Consider the following 18,610-nt stretch of genomic DNA (forward strand, 5'->3'; position numbering starts at 1 on the left):
TGCTTTCCGTGATCGGACAGTGCTCGGGTCCCGCTCAGGAGAAGTCGGCGACGTTCTTCTCGGTGACGACCTTGACCGGCACCTTCACCGTGCTGTCGACCTTCTTGCCCTCGGCGGCCTTCACCGCGTTCTGCACGGCGATCTTGCCCAGTTCCCTCGGCTGCTGAGCCACGGAGGCGTACAGCGTGCCCGCCGCGACCGCCTTCAGGCCGTCCGGGGTTCCGTCGAATCCGACGACGGACACGGACGTTCCCGCCTTGCTGCCGAGTGCCTTGACCGCGCCGAGCGCCATCTCGTCGTTCTCGGCGAAGACACCGGTGACGCCGGGGTGGGACTGGAGCAGGTTGGTCATGACGTCCAGGCCCTTGGTGCGGTCGAAGTCCGCGGGCTGCTTGGCCACGACCTTGATGCCGGGGTACGCCTTGAGCCCTTCGGCGAAGCCCGCGCCGCGCTCCCGGCTGGCCGAGGTGCCCGCGGTGCCCTGCAGGATGACGATGTCGCCCTTGCCGCCGAGCTTGTCGGCCAGCGCCTTCGCCGCGAGCTTGCCTCCCGCGACGTTGTCGGAGGCCACCAGCGTCGCGGTCTCGGCCTTGTTGACGCCTCGGTCGGCGGCGATCACCGGGATGTCCGCCTGGTTGGCGCTCCGCACGGCGGGGCCCGCCGCGTCGGAGTCCACCGGGTTGACGATGATGGACTTCACTCCGGAGCTCGTGAAGTTCTGCAGCTGGTTGGCCTGTTGCGACGCGTCGTTCTGCGCGTCGGTGACCGTGAGGTCGACCCCGTCCGCCTTCGCCTCCGCCTGCGCGCCCGCCTTCATCTGTACGAAGAACGGGTTGTTGAGCGTGGAGAGCGACATGCCCACCTTGGTGTTCCCGCCGGAGGAGCCATGGTTGAAGTACGACACCCCGCCCACGACGACGGCCACACAGAGCGCGGCGATCCCGAACTTCACCGCTCCTGCTCCCTTTCGGCCGGATCCCGGCGAGCCGGGAGCGCCGGGGGAACCGGTCGTGGGGGCGGTCTTGGCCCCGGCCTTGCGGCGCAGCGTGTCCAGCAGCACCGCGAGGGCGATGACCACACCGATGACGACCTGCTGCCAGAACGCGGAGACGGAGAGAAGGTTGAGTCCGTTGCGCAGCACGGCGAGGATGAGCGCGCCGATCAGGGTGCCGGACGCCTTGCCGACACCGCCGGCCAGGCTGGCACCGCCGATGACGACCGCGGCGATCGCGTCCAGCTCGTACCCCTGCGCGGCCTGCGGCTGGGCGGAGGTCAGACGGGACGCGAGAACGATGCCCGCGACGGCCGCGAAGAGCCCGGACAGGGCGTAGATGGCGAGCTTCTGGCGCTTGACGCGCAGTCCGGAGAGGCGGGCCGCCTCCTCGTTGCCGCCGATCGCGTACATCGAGCGGCCGATGTAGGTACGGGCCAGGATCAGTGCCGTGACCAGGCCCATCGCGATCATCACGAGGACCGGGACGGGCAGCCAGCCGCCGAGCGTGTTGCCGAGGACGGAGACCGAGTCGGGGAAGGCGATCGGGCTGCCCTGGGAGATGACCAGGGACAGACCGCGCGCGATGGAGAGCATGGCCAGTGTCGCGATGAACGGCGGCAGTTTGCCGTACGAGACGAGGGCGCCGTTGACGAAGCCGCAGGCGATGCCCGTGGCGACGGCCAGGACGACCGCCAGCCAGACGGGCACGCCTTGTGAGGTCGCCGACCAGGCGAGCACGGTCGCGGAGAGCGCGGCGACCGAACCCACGGACAGGTCGATGCCGGCCGAGACGATGACGAAGGTGACGCCGAACGCGAGGATCGCGGTGACAGCGGCCTGCACCCCGACGTTCAGCAGGTTCTGGGTGGTCAGGAAGTCGCCGGAGAGCAGCGACATCGCCACCAGCAGGACGACCAGTGCGCTGAGGGCGCCGTTGTCGAGCAGGAGGCGGCGGATCGTGCGTCCTGCGGCGCCACTCGCGCCCGAATCGCTCTTGAGCGTGTCAGTGGCCACGGGGGCTCTCCTCTTCGTTCACAGCCGGAGTTGTTGCGGGAGTCGTTGTGGGGGCGGCGCTGACGGCGAGCGCCATCACCGCGTCCTGGGTCGCTTCGTGCGCGGGGAGTTCCCCGGCGATGCGGCCCTGGGCCATGACCAGCACCCGGTCGCTCATGCCGAGGACTTCGGGCAGGTCGCTGGAGATCATCAGAACGGCGTGGCCGGAGGCCGTCAGCTCGTTGATGAGCTGGTAGATCTCGACCTTGGCGCCGACGTCGATGCCGCGCGTGGGTTCGTCGAGGATCAGCACCCGGGTGTCGGCGAGCAGCCACTTGCCGATGACGACCTTCTGCTGGTTGCCGCCGGAGAGCGTGCGGACGTGCTGGCCGAGACCCGCCATCCGCACCCCGAGCTGTTCGGCGATCCGGGCGGCGGCCGTGCGCTGTCCCTTGAGGTCCACGAGCCCGGAGCGGCTCGCCGAGCGCAGGGTGACCAGGCCGAGGTTCTCCTGCACGGAGGCATCGAGCACCAGCCCCTGGGCCTTGCGGTCCTCGGGCACGAGACCGATCCCGGCGCCCATGGCCGCGGTCACGTCGTGCTTGGCCAGCCGGCGGCCCCGTACGTCGACGGTGCCCGCGTCATAGGGATCCGCGCCGAACACGGCACGGGCGACCTCGGTGCGTCCGGCGCCGACGAGACCGGCGAGGCCGACGACCTCGCCCGCCCGCACGTCGAAGCTGACGTCGTGGAAGACGCCGTTGCGGGTCAGCCCGCGCACGGCGAGCAGGGGTTCTCCCGTCTTCGGCCGCTCCCTCGGGTACTGCTGCTCGATGCTGCGGCCGACCATGAGCTGTACGAGCTTCGCCTCGGGGGTCGAGGCGGGCACCTGGTCGATGCTGCGGCCGTCGCGCAGCACCGTGACCCGGTCGCCGAGCGCCGCGATCTCTTCGAGGTGGTGGGTGATGAAGATGATCCCCACGCCCTCTTCGCGCAGCTGCCGCACGATCCGGAAGAGCTTCTCGACCTCCTCGGACGTGAGTACCGCCGTCGGCTCGTCCATGATCAGCACGCGTGCGTCGAGGCTGAGCGCCTTGGCGATCTCCACCATCTGCAGCCGGGCGATGCCCAGTTCGCGCACCTTGGCCTTCGGCGAGACGTGCAGGCCGACGCGGTGCAGGAGCACTTCGGCGTCCGCCTCCATGCGGCGCCGGTCGATCATCCCGAAGCGGCGCGGCTGCCGGCCGAGGAAGATGTTCTCGGCCACGGTCAGATCGGGTACCAGGTTGAACTCCTGGTAGATCGTGGCGATTCCGAGCCGTTCGGCGTCCTGCGCACCATGGATGCGGACCTCACGCCCCTGGGCGAAGATCCGGCCGCTGTCGGGGCGGTAGGCACCGGAGAGCATTTTGATGAGGGTGCTCTTGCCCGCTCCGTTCTCACCGAGCAGGACGTGCACTTCGCCGCCCCGCAGATCGAAGTCGACGCTGTCCAGGGCGACCACGCCGGGAAAGGTCTTGCGTACGCCTTCGATGCGCAGCAACTCGTCCTGGGTGCTCACAGGCTGCTCCTCCGGTTCGAAGCGGGTTCGCCGCAGGAACTGCGTACGACGAGACGGGCGGGAAGGGTCACGGACTGCGGGGGCCGTCCCTCGATGAGGTCGACCAGCGCGCGTACGGCGGCGCGGCCGAGCTCGCCGGTCGGCTGGGCGATCGACGTGATCGGCGGGTCGGTGTGCACGAACCACGGGATGTCGTCGAAGGCAGCCAGCCCGATGTCCTGCGGAACGCTCAGCCCGTGCGCGCGGATCGCGTCCAGCGCGCCGAGTGCCATCAGGTTGTCGGCGGCGAAGACGACCTCGGGCGGTTCGGGAAGGGCCAGGAAGCGCTCGGTGACGCGGCGCCCGCTGTCCGCCCGGAAGTCGCCCTGGCCGATGTAGGCGTCGGGCAGCGCGAGCCCGTGCTCGCGCAGCGCCTCGCGGAAGGCGTCGACCCGCTCGTTGCCCGTGGTGGTGGCCGCCGGACCCGCGATGATGGCGAGCCTGCGGTGACCGAGACGGTGCAGGTGGGCGACCAGGTCCCGGATGGCGTCGCGGCCGTCGGCGCGCACCACGGGGACGTCCACGCCCTGGATCCAGCGGTCCACGAAGACCATCGGCGTGCCGCTGTCGCCCGGCCCCGGCATGAGCGGGGAGCTTCCGTCGGCCGGGGAGACGAGGAGTCCGTCGATCCTGCGGTCGAGGAGCGTCCGGACGTGATGTTCCTGCAGGTCGGGCCGTTCGTCGGCGTTCCCGATGATGACGCTGTAGCCGAGCGCGCGGGCCTCTTCCTCGACGAAGCGGGCCAGTTCGGTGAAGTACGGGTTGAGTACGTCACTGATGACCAGGCCGAGGGTGCGCGTCTGATCGGTGCGCAGCGACCGGGCCACGGCGTTGGGCCGGTATCCGAGGGCGTCGACAGCGGCGAGGACGCGTCTGCGCGCGTCGGGGCTGACGGAGGGATGGCTGTTGAGAACGCGGGAGACCGTGGCGACGGACACTCCCGCCTCGGCCGCGACATCCTTGATGCTCGCCATTTCCGGACCACCTCCTTGTGGTTTCCGTGAGCCTCGAAACCAGCAGCTCAGGGCCGTGGAATCGATTACAACGAAGATTGGAAACGATTACATGGCTGAAAACAAGCCCCTCAGGAATGTCCGAGACCGGATCGTAACCAAAGCGGGAACCGGGGTGATGGCCGGGCGGCGGCAGCCACTGCCGCATGACGCAACGCGAAATGCCCGGCCGGGAGGGGCCGAGAAGGCGCCGCACCGGCGGCAGCGGCCCGGCCCTCGTGCGCAAACCCGGCTCGGCCGTGAACAGGGAGATCATCCAGGCCGCGGCGAAGAACTCGGGGCTGCCCGCCGACATGGTCGCCGGTATCGCCTGACAGGAGATCGGCTGCCGGCCAGGAATCGCGGACGATGTCGTCGATACGATCCGCGAGCATGCCGATCGGCCCTGGGGGCTGAGTCCCGTCTCGCCCGAGAAACTGCCGGGGCGTCTCGGTGGAAGCCCCGACGAAACGTCCTTCGGCCCCATCGCGATCCGGACAACCTGACCGCACACCAGCGGCCGGCCGTGGAGGAGCCCCTCCAGGATCCAGGACAGAACATCTTCATCGCATCCGAGCACCTCGCTCGACTCAAAGCCGACGGCGACTTCGCCGACGTACCGCCGCAGGAGAGGACGCCGGCCCCGTACCAGGAGCTCACGGCGCGGTACAACGGCGGACCGTACTGGGCGGGAGACGACGCCCAGGCATACGGCCGGGGTTTCAACAACGACCTCGACAACGCAAGGAACGCGCTGCGCTGATGCTCGAACGCTCCGAAACCACTCGTAAGGCTGAGGACCAAGGCTGCCTTCGACGGGTCACGGCCGTCCCCCTGGTGATCCTTTATGCCATCGCCGCCGGTTGCTGCTACTACGCGCTGACCATCCGTCCGTCAGGAGTCTGGGACAAGGACGCATACGGCGCGATCACCTTGTCGTGTTTCTTCACCATCGCCGTCAGTGCCGTCGCGCTACTCATCACAGTCGTCCCTCCTTCGGTGCGGCGCGCCATGGGACGCGCGTGGCTCCTTCCACCACTCGCCCTTGCTGCGGTAGCCGCGGTCCGCTGGGCGTTGGGCGGCTGACGTCAGCTGTGCAAGTGGAGCTCGGTGGTGTCGATCGCGACCTCGACGAACTCTGCCAATGACTCCTGCGAAGCCTGGCGATCCGGGGCCACGGCCCGCTGTTCGGATCTGTACGCGGCAGTCGCACCGCACCATGTCGAAACGGCCTCTGCCGGATCACGGGTTTCCACGACTCGGTCTCTCTCGATCTGGCAGGCCGCGACATGGTCTTGGACGATGTGCGGGAGCGGGCCGATGGCGTCGGCCCGCTCCCGCGAGCTCAGTCGTCGGCCGGAGTGCCCGTCACCTTCAGATGACGGATGCGGCCCGTGTTGTCGAAGGATCCGAAGCCAACCCGCCCCGAGGCAAAGACCGGGTCGGTGGCGGTGATCAGGGGATTGCGGCTGCCGTCCAGGTAGACGGCGGTCTCACCGGTGTCGGCACAGTGGGTGAGGCGCACCTTGTGCCATCCGTCGTCCTTGATCGCCGGAGGTGCGCCGAAGCTGCCGTTCCACTGGTCGTCGATGCGCAGCCGGTCGGCGTCGTCGACCGTGAACAGACCGTTGTGCGGGTAGATGGTGTTGTCGCTCGACAGGTGCGCGTACTGGAATCGAGTGTCGGACTGGTAGTCCCAGATGAGAATGACGTCACGGTTGGTGATCTCGACGGGGGTATCGATCCGCACCTCCGCCTCGACGGTGACGGAGGAGTAGCGCGGGCCAGCGGTCAGGACGGCGTACTCGAAGGGGCGCCGCGGTCCGGGGCGGGCGACGCCCGGCTCGGTCAGGATCGTCTCGCGTTCGGTGTAGGCCCACTTGGCCGGGGTGACCGGCGCCCAGTTGTCGGGACCGGTGGTGTGGGTGGTGGGGGTGTTGCCGACCTCGCAGTCGGCGAAGGTGCGGGTCCCGGTCACCTTCCAGACCTTGCCGTTGGCCTTCGAGACGATGTACAGGCCGCCGCTGCGGTCGGAACCGAAGCGCAGGTCGACGCGTTGGTCACCGGCGAGGTCGCGCATGGTGACCGTCTTCCCGGTGGACTTGTCGAAGAGCATCAGCTGCTCAAGCGGCGCGAGCCCGGCGCCGCGGCGCATGTCGCGGGTGTCGGCGGCCAGGATCCGGCCGTCCACGAGGTCGCCGAAGATGTACTTTCCGCGCAGCGCCGGCGCGTCCTTGCCGCGGTAGACGGAGCCTCCGGCGATGGCGCGGCCCACGTCGGACCGGCAGTTCCAGTCGGGTCCCGGGTCGTGGTCGTAGGCGGCGACCGGGTAGGTGTAGCCGTACTGGGCGTCGTCGGCGGGGAGGGGGAGGATACGGGCGCACGGGTCGGTGGCCTTCTTGTCGAACACGAAGGGACCCTCGCGCTCGCTCCAGCCGAAGTTGTCGCCGGCCTTGACCTCGTACACCGACTCGATGGCGTGCTCGCCGATGTGACCGAGATACATACGGTGGCTGCCGCCCGTGTCCCAGCTGAAGCGGTGCGGGTCCCGCATGCCTATGGCGTAGATCTCCCCGAGGGAACCGGCCTCACCGACGAACGGGTTGGACGCGGGGATGCCGTACCGGCCGCTGGCGCTGTCACGGCCTGCGGGGTCGATCCGCAGAAGTTTGCCGTGCGGGAGCGTCAGGTTCTGCGGCTCGCTGTTGCCGACACCCTGCCCTCCGTCGCCCACCGCAAGGTAGAGAAGGCCGTAGTCCTCGTCGTGGGGCTTGGCCGTCGGGTTGAAGTCGATCTGCTGAATGCCGTGGACCTGGCCGGAGAAGCCGATCCGCAGCACCTCGCGACGGGTGCCGCGGAAGACGGCCGCGGAGGGGTCGTCGGCGGTCCACTCGGTGACGATGCCGTGATAAGTGAGCGTGCCCGCCTGCTGGTAGTCGGGGGTCTCGGTGGCCTGCGAGGCGAGCTCGGTGTGGATGGTGTAGAACCGCCCGTTCGCCGCGAACTCCGGGTGGAATGCGGCGTACCCGAGGCCCTGGCCGAGACCGCGGCCCGAGAAGAAGTGCGGGAACGCCGCCTTGACGTCCAGGTAGGGGTGCGGCGTACCCCCGGACTTCCGCGTCGCGGCGCCGGGGTCGGTGAGGTACAGGGTGCCGTTGAGGTCGGGGGTCGCCATCCGGCCCGACCCGTCGGGAAGTTCATTGATGGTGTTGATCCGGGCGTGGCGCACCAGACGCGGATCCGTCGGCGCCGGGACGGGCTTCGACTCGGGGAACTGCGCGAACTCCTGCAGGACGAGGCCTGTCCTGGACTGGACGGGCTTCTGCGGAATGGGGTCGGTCAGGGCGGCTGTCGTTGCGGCGGGTGCGTCGGCATGGGAGGGCGCGGCGAGACCGCCGACAGCGAGGGCTGCGACGACGGCCACGGCCGCCCAGCTCTTTCGATAGGTACGTCGTGAGGCCATGCGGATCCCTTCGGGCTGGCGCGACAAGGAAGTGAGGAAAGGGCGAGCCGGGGACGAGAGCGGTCAGTGGCCCCGCGTCATGCGCCGGTACTCCGCCGCGACCGCTCCGGCCGGCACCGGGCGGTTCAGGAACAGGAGGTCGTCCATACGGCAGTCGCAGGCATTGCTCTCCCGGGTGTTCTGGGGAAAGCTCCCGCCGATCTTGATGCCGCGGGGATCGGTGGGCGAGGCGCGATGAGGCGCAGGCGTGGTGGCGAGTTCCCAGGGGTCGCCCGGCGTGACGTAGAACCCGTCCAGGGGTTTGCCGTCGCGGTAGAGGGCGAGGGTGCCGTCACGGAAGTCGAACGTCGCAGCCAGGTGGACCCATTCACCGAGGGGCAGCAGTTCTTCCCAGGGGGCTTCGGCGGCGAAGGTCTGGGAGGCGCCGCCGTCCAGGCGCCTGCCCAGCGCGACCAGCTTCAACTCACCGTTGACCTGGATGAGTTCGAGCAGCGCCCGCACCGCGTGGCCGTCAGAGGTTCCGGACAGTACGCCGGCCAGCCCGATCGCGTTGTAGCGGTCGCCCGGATTCGCTGTGTTGGAGTTGAGGGCGGGATTGTCGCCCGTCATCTTGAACCAGCCCATGACGGTGGCACCCCGGGCACTGTTGAAGGCCCCGAGGGACGCCATGCCCTCGGCGTCCCAGGTCCCGGCCTTCCAGTCGTCGTTGCCCGCGGTGGCCGGATTCTGCTGGCGCACCTGCAGGGCGGGCGAAGCGCCCGGGTACGCCTCGTCGGCCACACGCATCGCGGAACCGCCGTTGATCAGGCTGAGCGTGGTGCCGGAACGTCCGATGTCCTGCTCGCGACCGGGGTCGGCGGGGTCCGGGTGTCCGAAGTCGTACGCCGCGACGGCCTGGGCCCGTAGCGGTGTGTGAGCGGTCGAGGGGCGGGCCGCCTGGGCCGGAAACGTGGCGGCGGCGAGCGAGGCGGTCGCGGCGAGCGCGGCGACGGCGAGTGAGTGGCGTCTGGTGCGGGGCGGTGTCATACAGCCTCCCAGCGGCAGCGAAGGGACGGCCGACCGGGGTTTCCCGGTCGACAGAAAGCGCTTTCGTCCGCGTGCAACGACCATGTAACTCCCTCACGACAGCCCTGACAATGGGCATGTACTCGCCAATTTTTTGGGCGCCCTTCCGCGGCGGCGCGGACCGCCTCGCGGACGAGGATGCAGCCCGCGAGCGGCCCATCGGAGCGCGGACACCGCCGGCTCACAGCGGTGTACGAGCTGCTCGCCCGGAGTCCGGGCGGGTACGGCGGGTGGGTGACGGTCCACCACGGTTCGTGAGCCGCACGCGTGCACCAAGGTTTCGTTCATTGGTACGCCCACGGAAACAGTCCCGGCATCCGACGTCTACCCATGGGTAACTCCCGCTGATTGGATGTGTGTCGCCTGTTCCACCCCCATCAGCAGAAGCAGGAGACCCCGTGCCGCTCACCGCACTCCGCCGCACCTCCGGCGTGACCCTGTCCGCCGCGCTCGCCGCCGTCACGCTGATCGCCAACGCCCCTCAGGCATCGGCGGCCGACGTCCCGTCCCTGCGGGTGCTCACGTACAACACGTTCCTCATGAGCACGAACCTCTACCCGAACTGGGGACAGGACCACCGAGCGGCGGAGATACCGAAGGCGTCCTTCTTCCAGGGCCATGACGTGGTCGTACTCCAGGAGGCGTTCGACAACTCCGCTTCCGACGCACTCGCACGGAACGCTTCCACTCAATACCCGTATCAGACACCGGTGGTGGGCCGGAGCAAGAACGGCTGGGATGCCACGGGAGGCGCCTACTCGGCCACCACTCCGGAGGACGGTGGGGTCACCGTGCTGAGCAAGTGGCCGATCGTCCGCAAGGAGCAGTACATCTACAAGGACGCCTGCGGCAGCGACTGGTGGTCCAACAAGGGCTTCGTCTACGCCGAACTGAACGTCAACGGCACCAAGGTCCATGTGGTGGGGACCCACGCGCAGTCGACCGACTCCGGATGCAAGGCCGGTGAGGCGGCGCAGATGCGCAGCCGGCAGTTCAAGCAGATCGACGCCTTCCTCGACGCCAAGAACATCCCGGCTTCCGAACAGGTCATCGTGGCAGGCGACATGAACGTCGACTCCCGCTCCCCCGAGTACGCGTCGATGCTCACCGACGCCGGACTGACCGGAGCCGATGCCCGCACCGGGCACGCCTACTCCTTCGACACCCAGGACAACTCGATCGCCGCCGACCGCTACCCCGACGACCCCCGCGAGGACCTCGACTACGTCCTGCACCGCGCCGGGCACGCGAAGCCGGCCGGCTGGACGAACGAGGTGATCAAGGAGCAGAGCGCGCCCTGGACCGTCTCCAGCTGGGGCACGAAGTACACGTACACGAACCTCTCCGACCACTACCCGCTGATCGCTTCCGCCCGGTAGCGGATCCGAGCCCCTCACGCCCGTCACCCCACTCGCCCCACTCGAACACCGTCGGCAGACCATCGGATACTGCGAGGCGGAGTGCCGCACGCCCGGCACTCCGCCTCGTCGATGTACCCAGCGACGATCCGCCCCGAAGGCCCCCCTGGTCCACGCGCACCAGCCGTTCCACCTTCTGCCCGGAGGGATCGCCCCATCGGTCCTGCTCGCCGTCAAGACCATGGGGAGTCATCGAGGTCGTCACACATTGAAGTGAGGCTTCTCAGCCCCTGGGACAGGGGGACGGGCACGCGCCATGAGGATGCGGGTCCGGGCGTCGTGTGTCCGCCGCGTCTGCGACGACCGCCGAAGGATCAGAGATCAGCCAGTGGCAGGCCGAGGTGGTCGTGCCATGCCCGTCGGCCGGCGGGGGTCACGGTGAGGGCGCGGGTCGTGCCGATCCGTGTGATCCATCCGGCCGTGAGTGCGTGGGCGCACAGGTCGGCACCCACCGCGCCGGCCAGGTGGGGGCGGCGCTCGGTCCAGTCCAGGCACGCGCGCACCAGCGGGCGGCGCGATCCGCTCGGCACCGTGATACCGATCTCGGCCAGCCAGGCCGCGCCCGCACCGGTCAGTCCCGGCTCGGGACCCCACTCCAGCAGGCCGCGCTCGACCATCGCGTCGGTGATCGCCAGCGCGACGGCTCCGGCCAGGTGGTCGTAACACAGCCGCGCACGGGCCAGTGCCTGCTGACGGCCAAAGGCCGCCAGCGAGCGCGGTCGGGCAGATTGCTGTGGGGCCAGCGCGGCGAGACTCTCGATCAACTCGATCACCCTGCGGTCTGCCACCCGAAGGTAACGGTGGCGTCCGTGCCGCTCCTCGACGAGGAGTCCGCCGCTGACGAGCAGGTTCAGATGCGACGTCGCGGTCGACGGCGCGACCCCGGCATATCGTGCGAGCTCGGTCGCGGTCCACGCCCGGCCGTCGAGCAGCGCCAGACAGAAGGCGGCCCGGGTCCCGTCGGCAAGCAGCCTGGCCACGGCCGCCAGGTCCACGCCCACGTCCTGACCTGCGCACTGAATGTCCATGTCCTCCATTGTCGCCGACGTCAGTTCGGCGTCCGTCGAAACGTCCACGCCGTAACGTCGCCGGGTGCGCAGGGAACGCCGGCACCCCGCACCTGCATCCGAACCAGAGGCCGCGCCGCCTCCGCCTACGTATGGGAGGAACCATGCCCGCATCCGACACGACCGTCAGCGCGTCACCACGTCCCGAACCCCGGACCGACCTCGTGGTCACCGACGTCCCCACGCCTGCGGATATCGCGGTGCTCTCCGACGGGCTGGACCGGTTCAACATCGAGAAGTCGGGAGTCGACGACCGGAGACCGCTGGCCGTCCTGGTCCGTGATCCAAAGACGCACCAGGTGATCGGCGGACTGACCGGGCGCACCTCACTCGGGCTGTTCTTCGTCGACCTCGTCTTCCTGCCCCCCGAGCTGCGTGGCAGCGGGCTGGGCTGGGAGATCCTTCGGCAGGCCGAGGACGAGGCCCGCGCCCGCGGCTGCCGTGCGGCCGTGCTCTACACGATCACCTTCCAGGCCCCCGGCTTCTATCAGAAACAAGGGTGGAAGCGCCTGGGAGAGGTCCCCTGCGATCCGCCGGGCACCAGCCGCGTGTTCATGACCAAAGAGCTCGCCGCACAGACGGGCAGCCGAGTTCGATCAGGCGACGGGGCGAACATCGCCTGACGCGGCACCAGCGATGCTGCTGCGACGACTCGGAGCGACCGTCGGCGCTTCGCGGGCGGCGCGGCCGCTCGGTGAGATCTGCCCACCGCCGAAGCCCCGCGGCGCGGCCCGCACGCAGTCCCTTTCACCGACTGCGCGTCGATGATCACCGCGGTCGGCTCCGGATCCCGACCCGCGGCCTTGCGGACCCGGTCACGCGGCCGGTCGTCCAGCCGGCGGGTCCAGCCCTTGTCCCGCCGGCGCCGGAGAACGCGTCGGAGTTCAAGCCCCAGGACCGCCCGGTCCACCGAGCGTCGTTCACGTGCGGTTCGCACACCATTTGGAAACGCAGAAAGACCCCAGAAGTACTGGGGTCTCAGCTGGTGTCCGAGGGGGGACTTGAACCCCCACGCCCGATAAAGGGCACTAGCACCTCAAGCTAGCGCGTCTGCCATTCCGCCACCCGGACCAGGTGGTCGGCCCCGGTTTCCCGCGGCGACATGGAAAACAATACCAGGGGTTCGGGGTGCCTCTCACCCGCGTTTCCGGTGGTCAGTGCGGTGCGCCGGACGCCGTCGGCGCGATCCGGCACACATGGACGCGCCAGATGCACGCACCGCTACAGTGCAGCTACGGACGGCACCGTCGAGGGGTGGGGCATCACGGCCTGGCCCGGATCGGTGTGATCCGGGCCGGGAACGTGCACAGCGAGTGGCTCCTCCTGTTCTTCGCCTTCCTCTCCGGTTTCGACGGCGGCGCCTTCCACCCGATGTTCGCCGCGCTGACTCCGGACTGTTTCGGGGAGAACCACAAGGCCACCGATTACGGTCCGATGTACAGCGGAAGGCTGATCAGCGGGCTGTTCGGCGGTGGTCTCGGCGCCATGGTGGTCGAAGCGTGGGACTACAACGGTGCCTGTGCTCTGGCAGGCGGCGCCCCGGGGGCCGGCCGCGCAGTTCCGGGTGCCGGTCAGGCACCGTACGCTCCTGGTGACTGCCGTGGAGCGTACGGTGCCTGACGTCACCTGGCGGACGTTTGCGCTGTTCCCCGGTCGTCAGGAACTCGGGGTGAGGCGCGGACCGCCCCTCCGGCGGCGCCGATCGTCCTACTTGCGTAGCGCGGCCAGGTTGTCGTAGCCGATCCGCGCATGGTTCAGGGACTGCGCGGGGACGGTCGAGCTCGGTGCGTTGTCCTGCTCGACCATCGGGTTGTGGTAATTCTTCGCCCCGACGCGGCGGAAGAACGTCCGGTAGTCGATGACCCCGGTGCCGAAGGGGACCATGTCGTAGCCCTCCCCACTGGTGGTGTTGACGATGCCGTCCTTGGCGTGGAACAGCGGGTAGCGCTTGGTGTTGCCGCGGACCAGCGCCGCCGGGTCGAAGATGTTCTCCCGCTGGGATCCGTCGTGCGCGGTGTAGGTGTGGAACTTGTACTGGGCGACATGTGCCCAGTAGATGTCCATCTCCAGCCATACGGACTTCGGGTCGGTGACCTGGAGGAAGTATTCGAGCTTGCGGATGCCGGAGCTGCGGGTGGGGCGGCCCTGGGCGTCCAGCGGACCGCCGTCGAGCAGGAAGCCGTAGGCCGCGTCGTGGTTGTGGGTGTACAGCTTGATGCCGGCGTCCTGAGCGATCCGTCCCAGCGTGTTCCACTTGTCGGCGGCCACGTCCCAGTCGGCACGGTACGCGCTGCCGGTGGGGTCGCCACCGGTGCCCATGTGCTCCATGCCGAGGATGTTCGCTATGTCGAGGTGGCGCTTGAACTGGTCCAGATCGCTCTGGCTCAGCGGCCAGGACGCCGGGATGAAGCCGTGGTTGCCCTGGGCGCGCAGACCGTACTCGTCCAGCCACGAGCGCAGCAGCTTCGCGCCCTCCACCGATTCGAGGTTGCTTCCGCCGGGTGCATTGGTGTGCTGACCGTACCCGGCGAACTCGACCTGCCGGTAGCCGTATCGGGCCAGCTCCCTGAAGACCTCACGGAAGCCCGAGGGAAGGTCGGTGGTGAGCGGATCCCGGCCCGTGGCGTCGCGCACGGTGTACAGGATGATTCCCCGCTTCGCCGCCGGGATCAGGGCCTGGCCGACGCCCTGCCCCTTGCCCGATGCGGTCTGGGCCAGGGCCGGCGACGCGCCGAAGGCGGGCGCGGCGATCGCCGCTGTCGCGGCGGCCGTGCAGCTGCTCAGAAAGCGGCGGCGGCTGACGCCGAGGCTGCGGCGCAGGGCGCCGTCCGTTCCGGATTCGTCGTTGTACGCGGTCACGGTCTCTCTCTTTCTCGAAGATGCTCGAAACGCTGTGCACGGACCGATCTCATGCGAGGCCGGCCAGCGTGAGGAGCAAGGACTTCACCTCGGTGGCCCGGACGGGTCCGGTGAACGCGTGGGGGGTGGAGCACAGGATGAGCGGCCCTTCTTCGTCGCTCATGGGGAGGCGGCCGTGGCTGCCGCGAATGGGTGAGGGGTCCAGCGGAACGACCGCCATGCGGTAGCGCATCCCGAGCTTCTTGCGGGCGACGGCCGCAGCGGCCTTGACCCGGACGTACGGGTCCTGGGGGTCCAGGAAGAGTTCGACGGGGTCGTAACCGGGTTTGCGGTGGATCTCGACCAGCTGTGCGAAGTCGGGCGCGTGGGCGTCATCGAGCCAGTAGTAGTACGTGAACCAGGCATCCGGGTCCGCGACGGCGACCAGTTCGCCGGAGCGCGGGTGGTCCAGGCCGTGGGCCTTCTTGCCCTCGTCGTCGAGGAGTTGCTCGATCCCGGGGAGGTCCTGGAGGGCTTCGCGGGTCGCTTCGAGGTCCTCGGGACGGCGCACGTAGACATGGGCGAGTTGGTGGTCGGCGACGGCGAAGGCGCGGGAGGCCATCGGGTCGAGGTACTCCATGCCGTCCTGGGTGTGGACCTCCAGGAGGCCGGCGCGGCGCAGGGCCCGGTTGATGTCGACGGGCCGGTCGACGCGGGTGATGCCGTACTCGGAGAGGGCGACGACGGTGCGGCCTTCGCGGCGCGCGTCGTCCAGGAGAGGTGCCACGGCCCGGTCGAGATCGGCCGCGGCCCGGTGCGAGCGGGGGTCGTCGGGGCCGTAGCGCTGCAGGTCGTAGTCGAGGTGTGGGAGGTAGCACAGGGCCAGGTCGGGGTGGCGGGTGTCGAGGATGTGCCGGGTCGCGTCGATGATCCACTGGGAGGAGACGAGGTCGGCGCCCGGGCCCCAGAAGTGGAAGAGGGGGAAGGTGCCGAGTTTCGCGGTGAGTTCGTCGTGCAGGGCGGGCGGCCGGGTGTAGCAGTCGGGTTCCTTGCGGCCGTCGGCGTAGTACACGGGACGGGGGGTGATGGTGATGTCGGTGTCGGCGCCCATCGCGTACCACCAGCAGATGTTGGCGACGGTGTAGCCGGGGTGGGCACGGCGGGCGGCGTCCCAGAGTTTGTCACCGGCGACCAGACCGTTGTGCTGGCGCCAGAGCAGCACGTCGCCGAGCTCGCGGAAGTACCAGCCGTTGGCGACGATCCCGTGCTCGGCGGGGGTGGTGCCGGTGAGGAAGGTGGACTGGGCTGCGCAGGTGACGGCGGGAAGCACGGTGCCGAGGGGGGCGTGGGTGCCGGACCGGCCGAGGGCCTTGAGGTGCGGCATGTGGTCGAGGAGCTGCGGGGTGAGGCCGACGACGTCAAGGACGAGGAGGGGGGTGGGTGTCGTGTGCCGGCCGGTGGCGGGCCCGGTTCGGGTCACGGGAGCTCCTTGAGACCGAGGTCGACCAGGAGGTCGCGGGCGAGGGTGAGTTCGGCGGCGATGCCGTCGGCGAGCTGGGGGCGGGTGCGGGGGCGCAGTTCGGCGGGCAGCGCCTGCCAGGTGTACGTCTCGACCTCCAGGTGCCTGGTGAGGGGCCGAGCGCCGCCGACCAGTCGGGTCAGCGTGGACCGGAGCACGGGAAGGGTGGAGGTGAGCGGCGGTGCGGGGGGTGCGTGCAGGGGGACGTGGAAGTGGGCGCGCCACGGGGCTCCGTCGGGCAGGGCCCGGCCGGTGACCGCCTCGTCGAGGTCGTCGGTGCCGCGCAGTCCGGCGGCGGTGCTGGTGCGGGTCTGGTGGAGGAAGCGGGGCTCGGCGAAGGCGGCGAGCGCGGCGCGTACCTCGGGGAGGTGGGGGTGTTCGGCGTGCAGTGCGGCGGAGAGCTGTGCCTTGACGACCGGGACGCCGGCGGCACCGAGCGCGTCGACGGCGGTGTCGGGGTCCTCGAAGGAGGTCGCGAGGTGGCAGGTGTCGATGCAGATGCCGATGCGCCCGTGTCCGACGGCGGTGAGCGGGGCGACGGCGTCGGCGGTGGTCTCGACCGTGCAGCCGGGCTCGGGTTCGAGGCCGATGCGGATGGACCTGCCGGTGAGCTCGGCCAGCACGTCGAGGCGTTCCGCGAGGGTGGTGAGCGCGGTGTGTGCGAGAACGGCGGCCTCGGCATCGGAGTCGAACGGGGTGCGCCAGGCGATCGGGAGGGTGGAGATGGTTCCTTCGGTGACGTCGTCGGGGAGCAGCCCGGCCAGGAGTCGGGCGAGGTCGGTGGTGTGGGCGAGCCGCTCCGGGTCCGTCCAGTCCGGCTTGTACACCCGGTACTTGACCTTGTCGGCGCCGAAGCCCTCGTACGGGAAGCCGTTGAGGGTGACGACTTCCAGGCCCCGGCGGTCCAGTTCGGTGCGCAGGGAGCGCAGCTGGGACGGGTCGTTGATCAGACTGCGGGCGGCGTCGCCGGCGAGCCACAGGCCGATGCCGAGCCGGTCGCGGCCGAGGCGTTTGCGGACCGGTTCGCAGTGGTCGCGCAGTTGGGTGCGGACCCCGTCCAGTGTCTCCGCCGGGTGGACGTTGGTGCAGTACGAGAGGTGGACGGTGGAGCCGTCGGGGTGGCGGAAGCGCATGGCCTCACTCCCCGCCGCGCAGGATGGAGTTGCCCTCGTGGAGCGGTTCCGGCGCGGCGATGTCGAGCTGGAGCCGGCCGCTCTGCCCGTAGAAGGCGACGGGGTTGCGCCAGAGCACCTGGTCGACGTCGTCCTCGTCGAACCCGGCGGCGAGCATCGCGTCGCCCACCCTGCGGGTCTTGAGCGGGTCGCTCCTGCCCCAGTCGGCGGCCGAGTTGACCAGGACCTTCTCGGTGCCGTGGGTCTTGAGGACCGCGATCATGCGGTCCTCGTCCATCTTGGTGTCGGGGTAGATGGAGAAGCCGGCCCAGCAGCCGCTGTCGATGGCGTCCGTCACGGTCGTCTCGTTGAGGTGATCGAGCAGGACCCGCTCCGGGGGGAGGTGGGATTCGCGGATCACGTCGAGGGTGCGGTGCAGACCGGCGAGCTTGTCGCGGTGCGGGGTGTGCACGAGCGCCGGCAGACCGTGGTCGGCGGCGAGCTGGAGCTGGGCGGCCAGGGCGGTGTCCTCGGCGGGGGTCATGGAGTCGTAGCCGATCTCGCCGACGGCGACGACGGAGTCCTTGACGAGATAGCGCGGCAGGGCGTCCAGGACGGGGGTGCAGCGGGAATCGTTCGCCTCCTTGGGGTTGAGGGCGAGCGTGCAGTGGTGGGCGATGCCGTACTGGGCGGCGCGGAAGGGCTCCCAGCCGAGCAGGGCGTCGAAGTAGTCGAAGAAGCTGGCGGGCGAGGTGCGGGGCTGGCCGAGCCAGAAGGAGGGTTCCACGAGGGCGCGGACGCCCGCGTCGTACATCGCCTGATAGTCGTCCGTGGTGCGGGAGGTCATGTGGATGTGGGGGTCGAAGATGCGCATCAGGACTCCTCCGTGGGGGCGGCAGGGCCGGGGGTGGTGAGGTCGAGAACGCGGGTGAGGTCGGCGGGGACGTCGCGGTCCGCCGCGATGCGTTCGGCCGCGAAGTCGCCCAGCATGCGGGCGAGTTCGGCGTCGCCGCGGGAGCGCCGTGCCAGTTGGTCCACGGCGTCGACGGGGACGCCGGTGAAGAGGCACTTGAGAATGGCGTGGCGCCAGTTGTGCGCGTCGAGGTGGGCGGCGGCGTACGGTCCGACGGCCGCGGCCACGAGCCGGGTGTCATTGGTGCGCAGGGCGTCCTCGACGAGCGGGAGGGCGGTGGGGCCGAGGTCGAGCCGGTGCAGGGCGAGCAGGACGGCGCGTCGTTCGGCGGCGGTGCCCTGCTCGTAGAGCCTGCTCAGAGCGGGCAGCGCGGCGCGGGCTTCGATGAGCAGGAGGACGCGTACGGAGTCGGCGTTTTCGAGTCCGCAGTAGCGGCCGGCGGCGGCGTACCGCAGTTCCCACGGCGGTGCGGCGTACGGGCCGCCTGGCTGTTCGGTGCCCTCGTGGGCGGCGGCGTGCTCGGCCTCCGCGAAGGCCTCGTCGAGCCAGGCGCGCGCGGCTCCGCCGAGCTGTACGTCGAGTTCCTCACGAGTCAGCAGCGGGGCGGTCGTCGGGGTCATCGGCATGGCGTTGCTC

16 protein-coding genes, 1 tRNA gene and 1 pseudogene are annotated in these 18,610 nt (G+C 69.7%); 6 read left to right on the forward strand and 12 right to left on the reverse strand.

Going from position 1 to position 18,610, the window contains the following annotated elements; all coding sequences use genetic code 11:
• Positions 1 to 34 precede the first annotated feature (34 nt).
• Genes ABZ826_RS26475 through ABZ826_RS26485 form a run of 3 tightly spaced genes read right to left on the reverse strand, consistent with a single transcriptional unit; the run spans position 35 to position 4,561 of the window.
• On the reverse strand, positions 35 to 2,008 hold the full coding sequence (locus ABZ826_RS26475) for a substrate-binding domain-containing protein (RefSeq protein WP_361453160.1): 1,974 nt from the start codon (positions 2,006 to 2,008) through the stop codon (positions 35 to 37).
• On the reverse strand, positions 1,998 to 3,548 hold the full coding sequence (locus ABZ826_RS26480) for a sugar ABC transporter ATP-binding protein (protein ID WP_361453163.1): 1,551 nt from the start codon (positions 3,546 to 3,548) through the stop codon (positions 1,998 to 2,000). The genes ABZ826_RS26475 and ABZ826_RS26480 overlap by 11 nt, the downstream gene beginning before the upstream one ends.
• On the reverse strand, positions 3,545 to 4,561 hold the full coding sequence (locus ABZ826_RS26485) for a LacI family DNA-binding transcriptional regulator (RefSeq protein WP_361453166.1): 1,017 nt from the start codon (positions 4,559 to 4,561) through the stop codon (positions 3,545 to 3,547). Before ABZ826_RS26485 ends, ABZ826_RS26480 begins: the two co-directional genes overlap by 4 nt.
• Before the next feature lie 185 nt (positions 4,562 to 4,746).
• Here ABZ826_RS26485 and ABZ826_RS26490 point away from each other — a divergent pair, with 185 nt between their 5' ends.
• The 3 genes from ABZ826_RS26490 to ABZ826_RS26500 all read left to right on the forward strand — a co-directional run bounded on the left by ABZ826_RS26490 (position 4,747) and on the right by ABZ826_RS26500 (position 5,665).
• A complete protein-coding gene (locus ABZ826_RS26490; RefSeq protein ID WP_361453169.1) occupies positions 4,747 to 4,914 on the forward strand; it encodes a hypothetical protein in 168 nt (55 codons plus the stop codon).
• Between the two features lie 191 nt (positions 4,915 to 5,105).
• Complete coding sequence (locus ABZ826_RS26495) at positions 5,106 to 5,342, forward strand: hypothetical protein (RefSeq protein WP_361453171.1); 237 nt, start codon at positions 5,106 to 5,108, stop codon at positions 5,340 to 5,342.
• Positions 5,342 to 5,665, forward strand: coding sequence for a hypothetical protein (locus ABZ826_RS26500; RefSeq protein WP_361453174.1), 324 nt, complete (start codon positions 5,342 to 5,344; stop codon positions 5,663 to 5,665). Before ABZ826_RS26495 ends, ABZ826_RS26500 begins: the two co-directional genes overlap by 1 nt.
• A 259-nt stretch (positions 5,666 to 5,924) precedes the next feature.
• Here the strand turns inward: ABZ826_RS26500 and ABZ826_RS26505 are convergent, their stop codons facing one another.
• Positions 5,925 to 8,042: a PQQ-dependent sugar dehydrogenase gene (locus tag ABZ826_RS26505; protein ID WP_361453177.1), complete on the reverse strand. Its 2,118-nt coding sequence runs from the start codon at positions 8,040 to 8,042 to the stop codon at positions 5,925 to 5,927.
• A gap of 63 nt (positions 8,043 to 8,105) precedes the next feature.
• A complete protein-coding gene (locus ABZ826_RS26510; protein WP_361453180.1) occupies positions 8,106 to 9,068 on the reverse strand; it encodes a hypothetical protein in 963 nt (320 codons plus the stop codon).
• Positions 9,069 to 9,505: 437 nt separating this feature from the next.
• Here ABZ826_RS26510 and sph point away from each other — a divergent pair, with 437 nt between their 5' ends.
• Complete coding sequence (gene sph / locus ABZ826_RS26515; protein WP_361453183.1) at positions 9,506 to 10,486, forward strand: sphingomyelin phosphodiesterase; 981 nt, start codon at positions 9,506 to 9,508, stop codon at positions 10,484 to 10,486.
• Positions 10,487 to 10,839: 353 nt separating this feature from the next.
• On the opposite strand, the gene ABZ826_RS26520 is transcribed toward sph, so the two are convergent.
• Positions 10,840 to 11,562, reverse strand: a complete 723-nt coding sequence (locus tag ABZ826_RS26520) for a winged helix-turn-helix domain-containing protein (RefSeq protein ID WP_361453279.1) — start codon at positions 11,560 to 11,562, stop codon at positions 10,840 to 10,842.
• Between the two features lie 134 nt (positions 11,563 to 11,696).
• Between ABZ826_RS26520 and ABZ826_RS26525 the strand changes: the two genes are divergently transcribed.
• A complete protein-coding gene (locus ABZ826_RS26525; RefSeq protein WP_361453186.1) occupies positions 11,697 to 12,215 on the forward strand; it encodes a GNAT family N-acetyltransferase in 519 nt (172 codons plus the stop codon).
• A 360-nt stretch (positions 12,216 to 12,575) separates the two neighbouring features.
• Here the strand turns inward: ABZ826_RS26525 and ABZ826_RS26530 are convergent.
• Positions 12,576 to 12,663, reverse strand: a tRNA-Leu gene (locus tag ABZ826_RS26530).
• Positions 12,664 to 12,858: 195 nt separating this feature from the next.
• On the opposite strand from ABZ826_RS26530, the pseudogene ABZ826_RS26535 reads away from it, so the two are divergent.
• Positions 12,859 to 13,128: pseudogene (locus ABZ826_RS26535) on the forward strand (MFS transporter); the annotation flags it as partial.
• 171 nt (positions 13,129 to 13,299) lie between these two features.
• Here the strand turns inward: ABZ826_RS26535 and ABZ826_RS26540 are convergent.
• From ABZ826_RS26540 to ABZ826_RS26560, 5 genes are read right to left on the reverse strand one after another with little or no spacing between them, the layout of a single operon-like run.
• The gene (locus ABZ826_RS26540) at positions 13,300 to 14,451 is read right to left on the reverse strand and encodes a sugar phosphate isomerase/epimerase family protein (RefSeq protein ID WP_361453189.1); all 1,152 of its coding nucleotides are present in this window, start codon (positions 14,449 to 14,451) and stop codon (positions 13,300 to 13,302) included.
• A gap of 49 nt (positions 14,452 to 14,500) precedes the next feature.
• Positions 14,501 to 15,910: a nucleotide pyrophosphatase/phosphodiesterase family protein gene (locus ABZ826_RS26545; RefSeq protein WP_361453192.1), complete on the reverse strand. Its 1,410-nt coding sequence runs from the start codon at positions 15,908 to 15,910 to the stop codon at positions 14,501 to 14,503.
• Entirely contained in the window at positions 15,907 to 17,082 is a 1,176-nt protein-coding gene (gene eboE / locus ABZ826_RS26550) for a metabolite traffic protein EboE (RefSeq protein WP_361453195.1), read from the reverse strand. The genes ABZ826_RS26545 and eboE overlap by 4 nt, the downstream gene beginning before the upstream one ends.
• A 4-nt stretch (positions 17,083 to 17,086) precedes the next feature.
• On the reverse strand, positions 17,087 to 17,935 hold the full coding sequence (locus ABZ826_RS26555; RefSeq protein WP_361453198.1) for a TatD family hydrolase: 849 nt from the start codon (positions 17,933 to 17,935) through the stop codon (positions 17,087 to 17,089).
• A complete protein-coding gene (locus ABZ826_RS26560; RefSeq protein WP_361453201.1) occupies positions 17,935 to 18,600 on the reverse strand; it encodes an EboA domain-containing protein in 666 nt (221 codons plus the stop codon). Before ABZ826_RS26560 ends, ABZ826_RS26555 begins: the two co-directional genes overlap by 1 nt.
• Positions 18,601 to 18,610: the final 10 nt, after the last annotated feature.

It is taken from the genome of Streptomyces sp. NPDC047515 (genome assembly GCF_040643055.1).
Lineage (GTDB): Bacteria > Actinomycetota > Actinomycetes > Streptomycetales > Streptomycetaceae > Streptomyces.

Excerpts from the sequence above, each read along its gene's own strand:
- ABZ826_RS26485 (WP_361453166.1), bottom strand. The coding sequence starts at position 4,561 with ATGGCGAGCATCAAGGATGTCGCGGCCGAGGCGGGAGTGTCCGTCGCC.
- ABZ826_RS26490 (WP_361453169.1), top strand. The coding sequence starts at position 4,747 with ATGACGCAACGCGAAATGCCCGGCCGGGAGGGGCCGAGAAGGCGCCGC.
- ABZ826_RS26500 (WP_361453174.1), top strand. The coding sequence starts at position 5,342 with ATGCTCGAACGCTCCGAAACCACTCGTAAGGCTGAGGACCAAGGCTGC.
- ABZ826_RS26505 (WP_361453177.1), bottom strand. The coding sequence starts at position 8,042 with ATGGCCTCACGACGTACCTATCGAAAGAGCTGGGCGGCCGTGGCCGTC.
- ABZ826_RS26510 (WP_361453180.1), bottom strand. The coding sequence starts at position 9,068 with ATGACACCGCCCCGCACCAGACGCCACTCACTCGCCGTCGCCGCGCTC.
- ABZ826_RS26520 (WP_361453279.1), bottom strand. The coding sequence starts at position 11,562 with ATGGAGGACATGGACATTCAGTGCGCAGGTCAGGACGTGGGCGTGGAC.
- ABZ826_RS26525 (WP_361453186.1), top strand. The coding sequence starts at position 11,697 with ATGCCCGCATCCGACACGACCGTCAGCGCGTCACCACGTCCCGAACCC.
- eboE (WP_361453195.1), bottom strand. The coding sequence starts at position 17,082 with ATGCGCTTCCGCCACCCCGACGGCTCCACCGTCCACCTCTCGTACTGC.
- ABZ826_RS26555 (WP_361453198.1), bottom strand. The coding sequence starts at position 17,935 with ATGCGCATCTTCGACCCCCACATCCACATGACCTCCCGCACCACGGAC.
- ABZ826_RS26560 (WP_361453201.1), bottom strand. The coding sequence starts at position 18,600 with ATGCCGATGACCCCGACGACCGCCCCGCTGCTGACTCGTGAGGAACTC.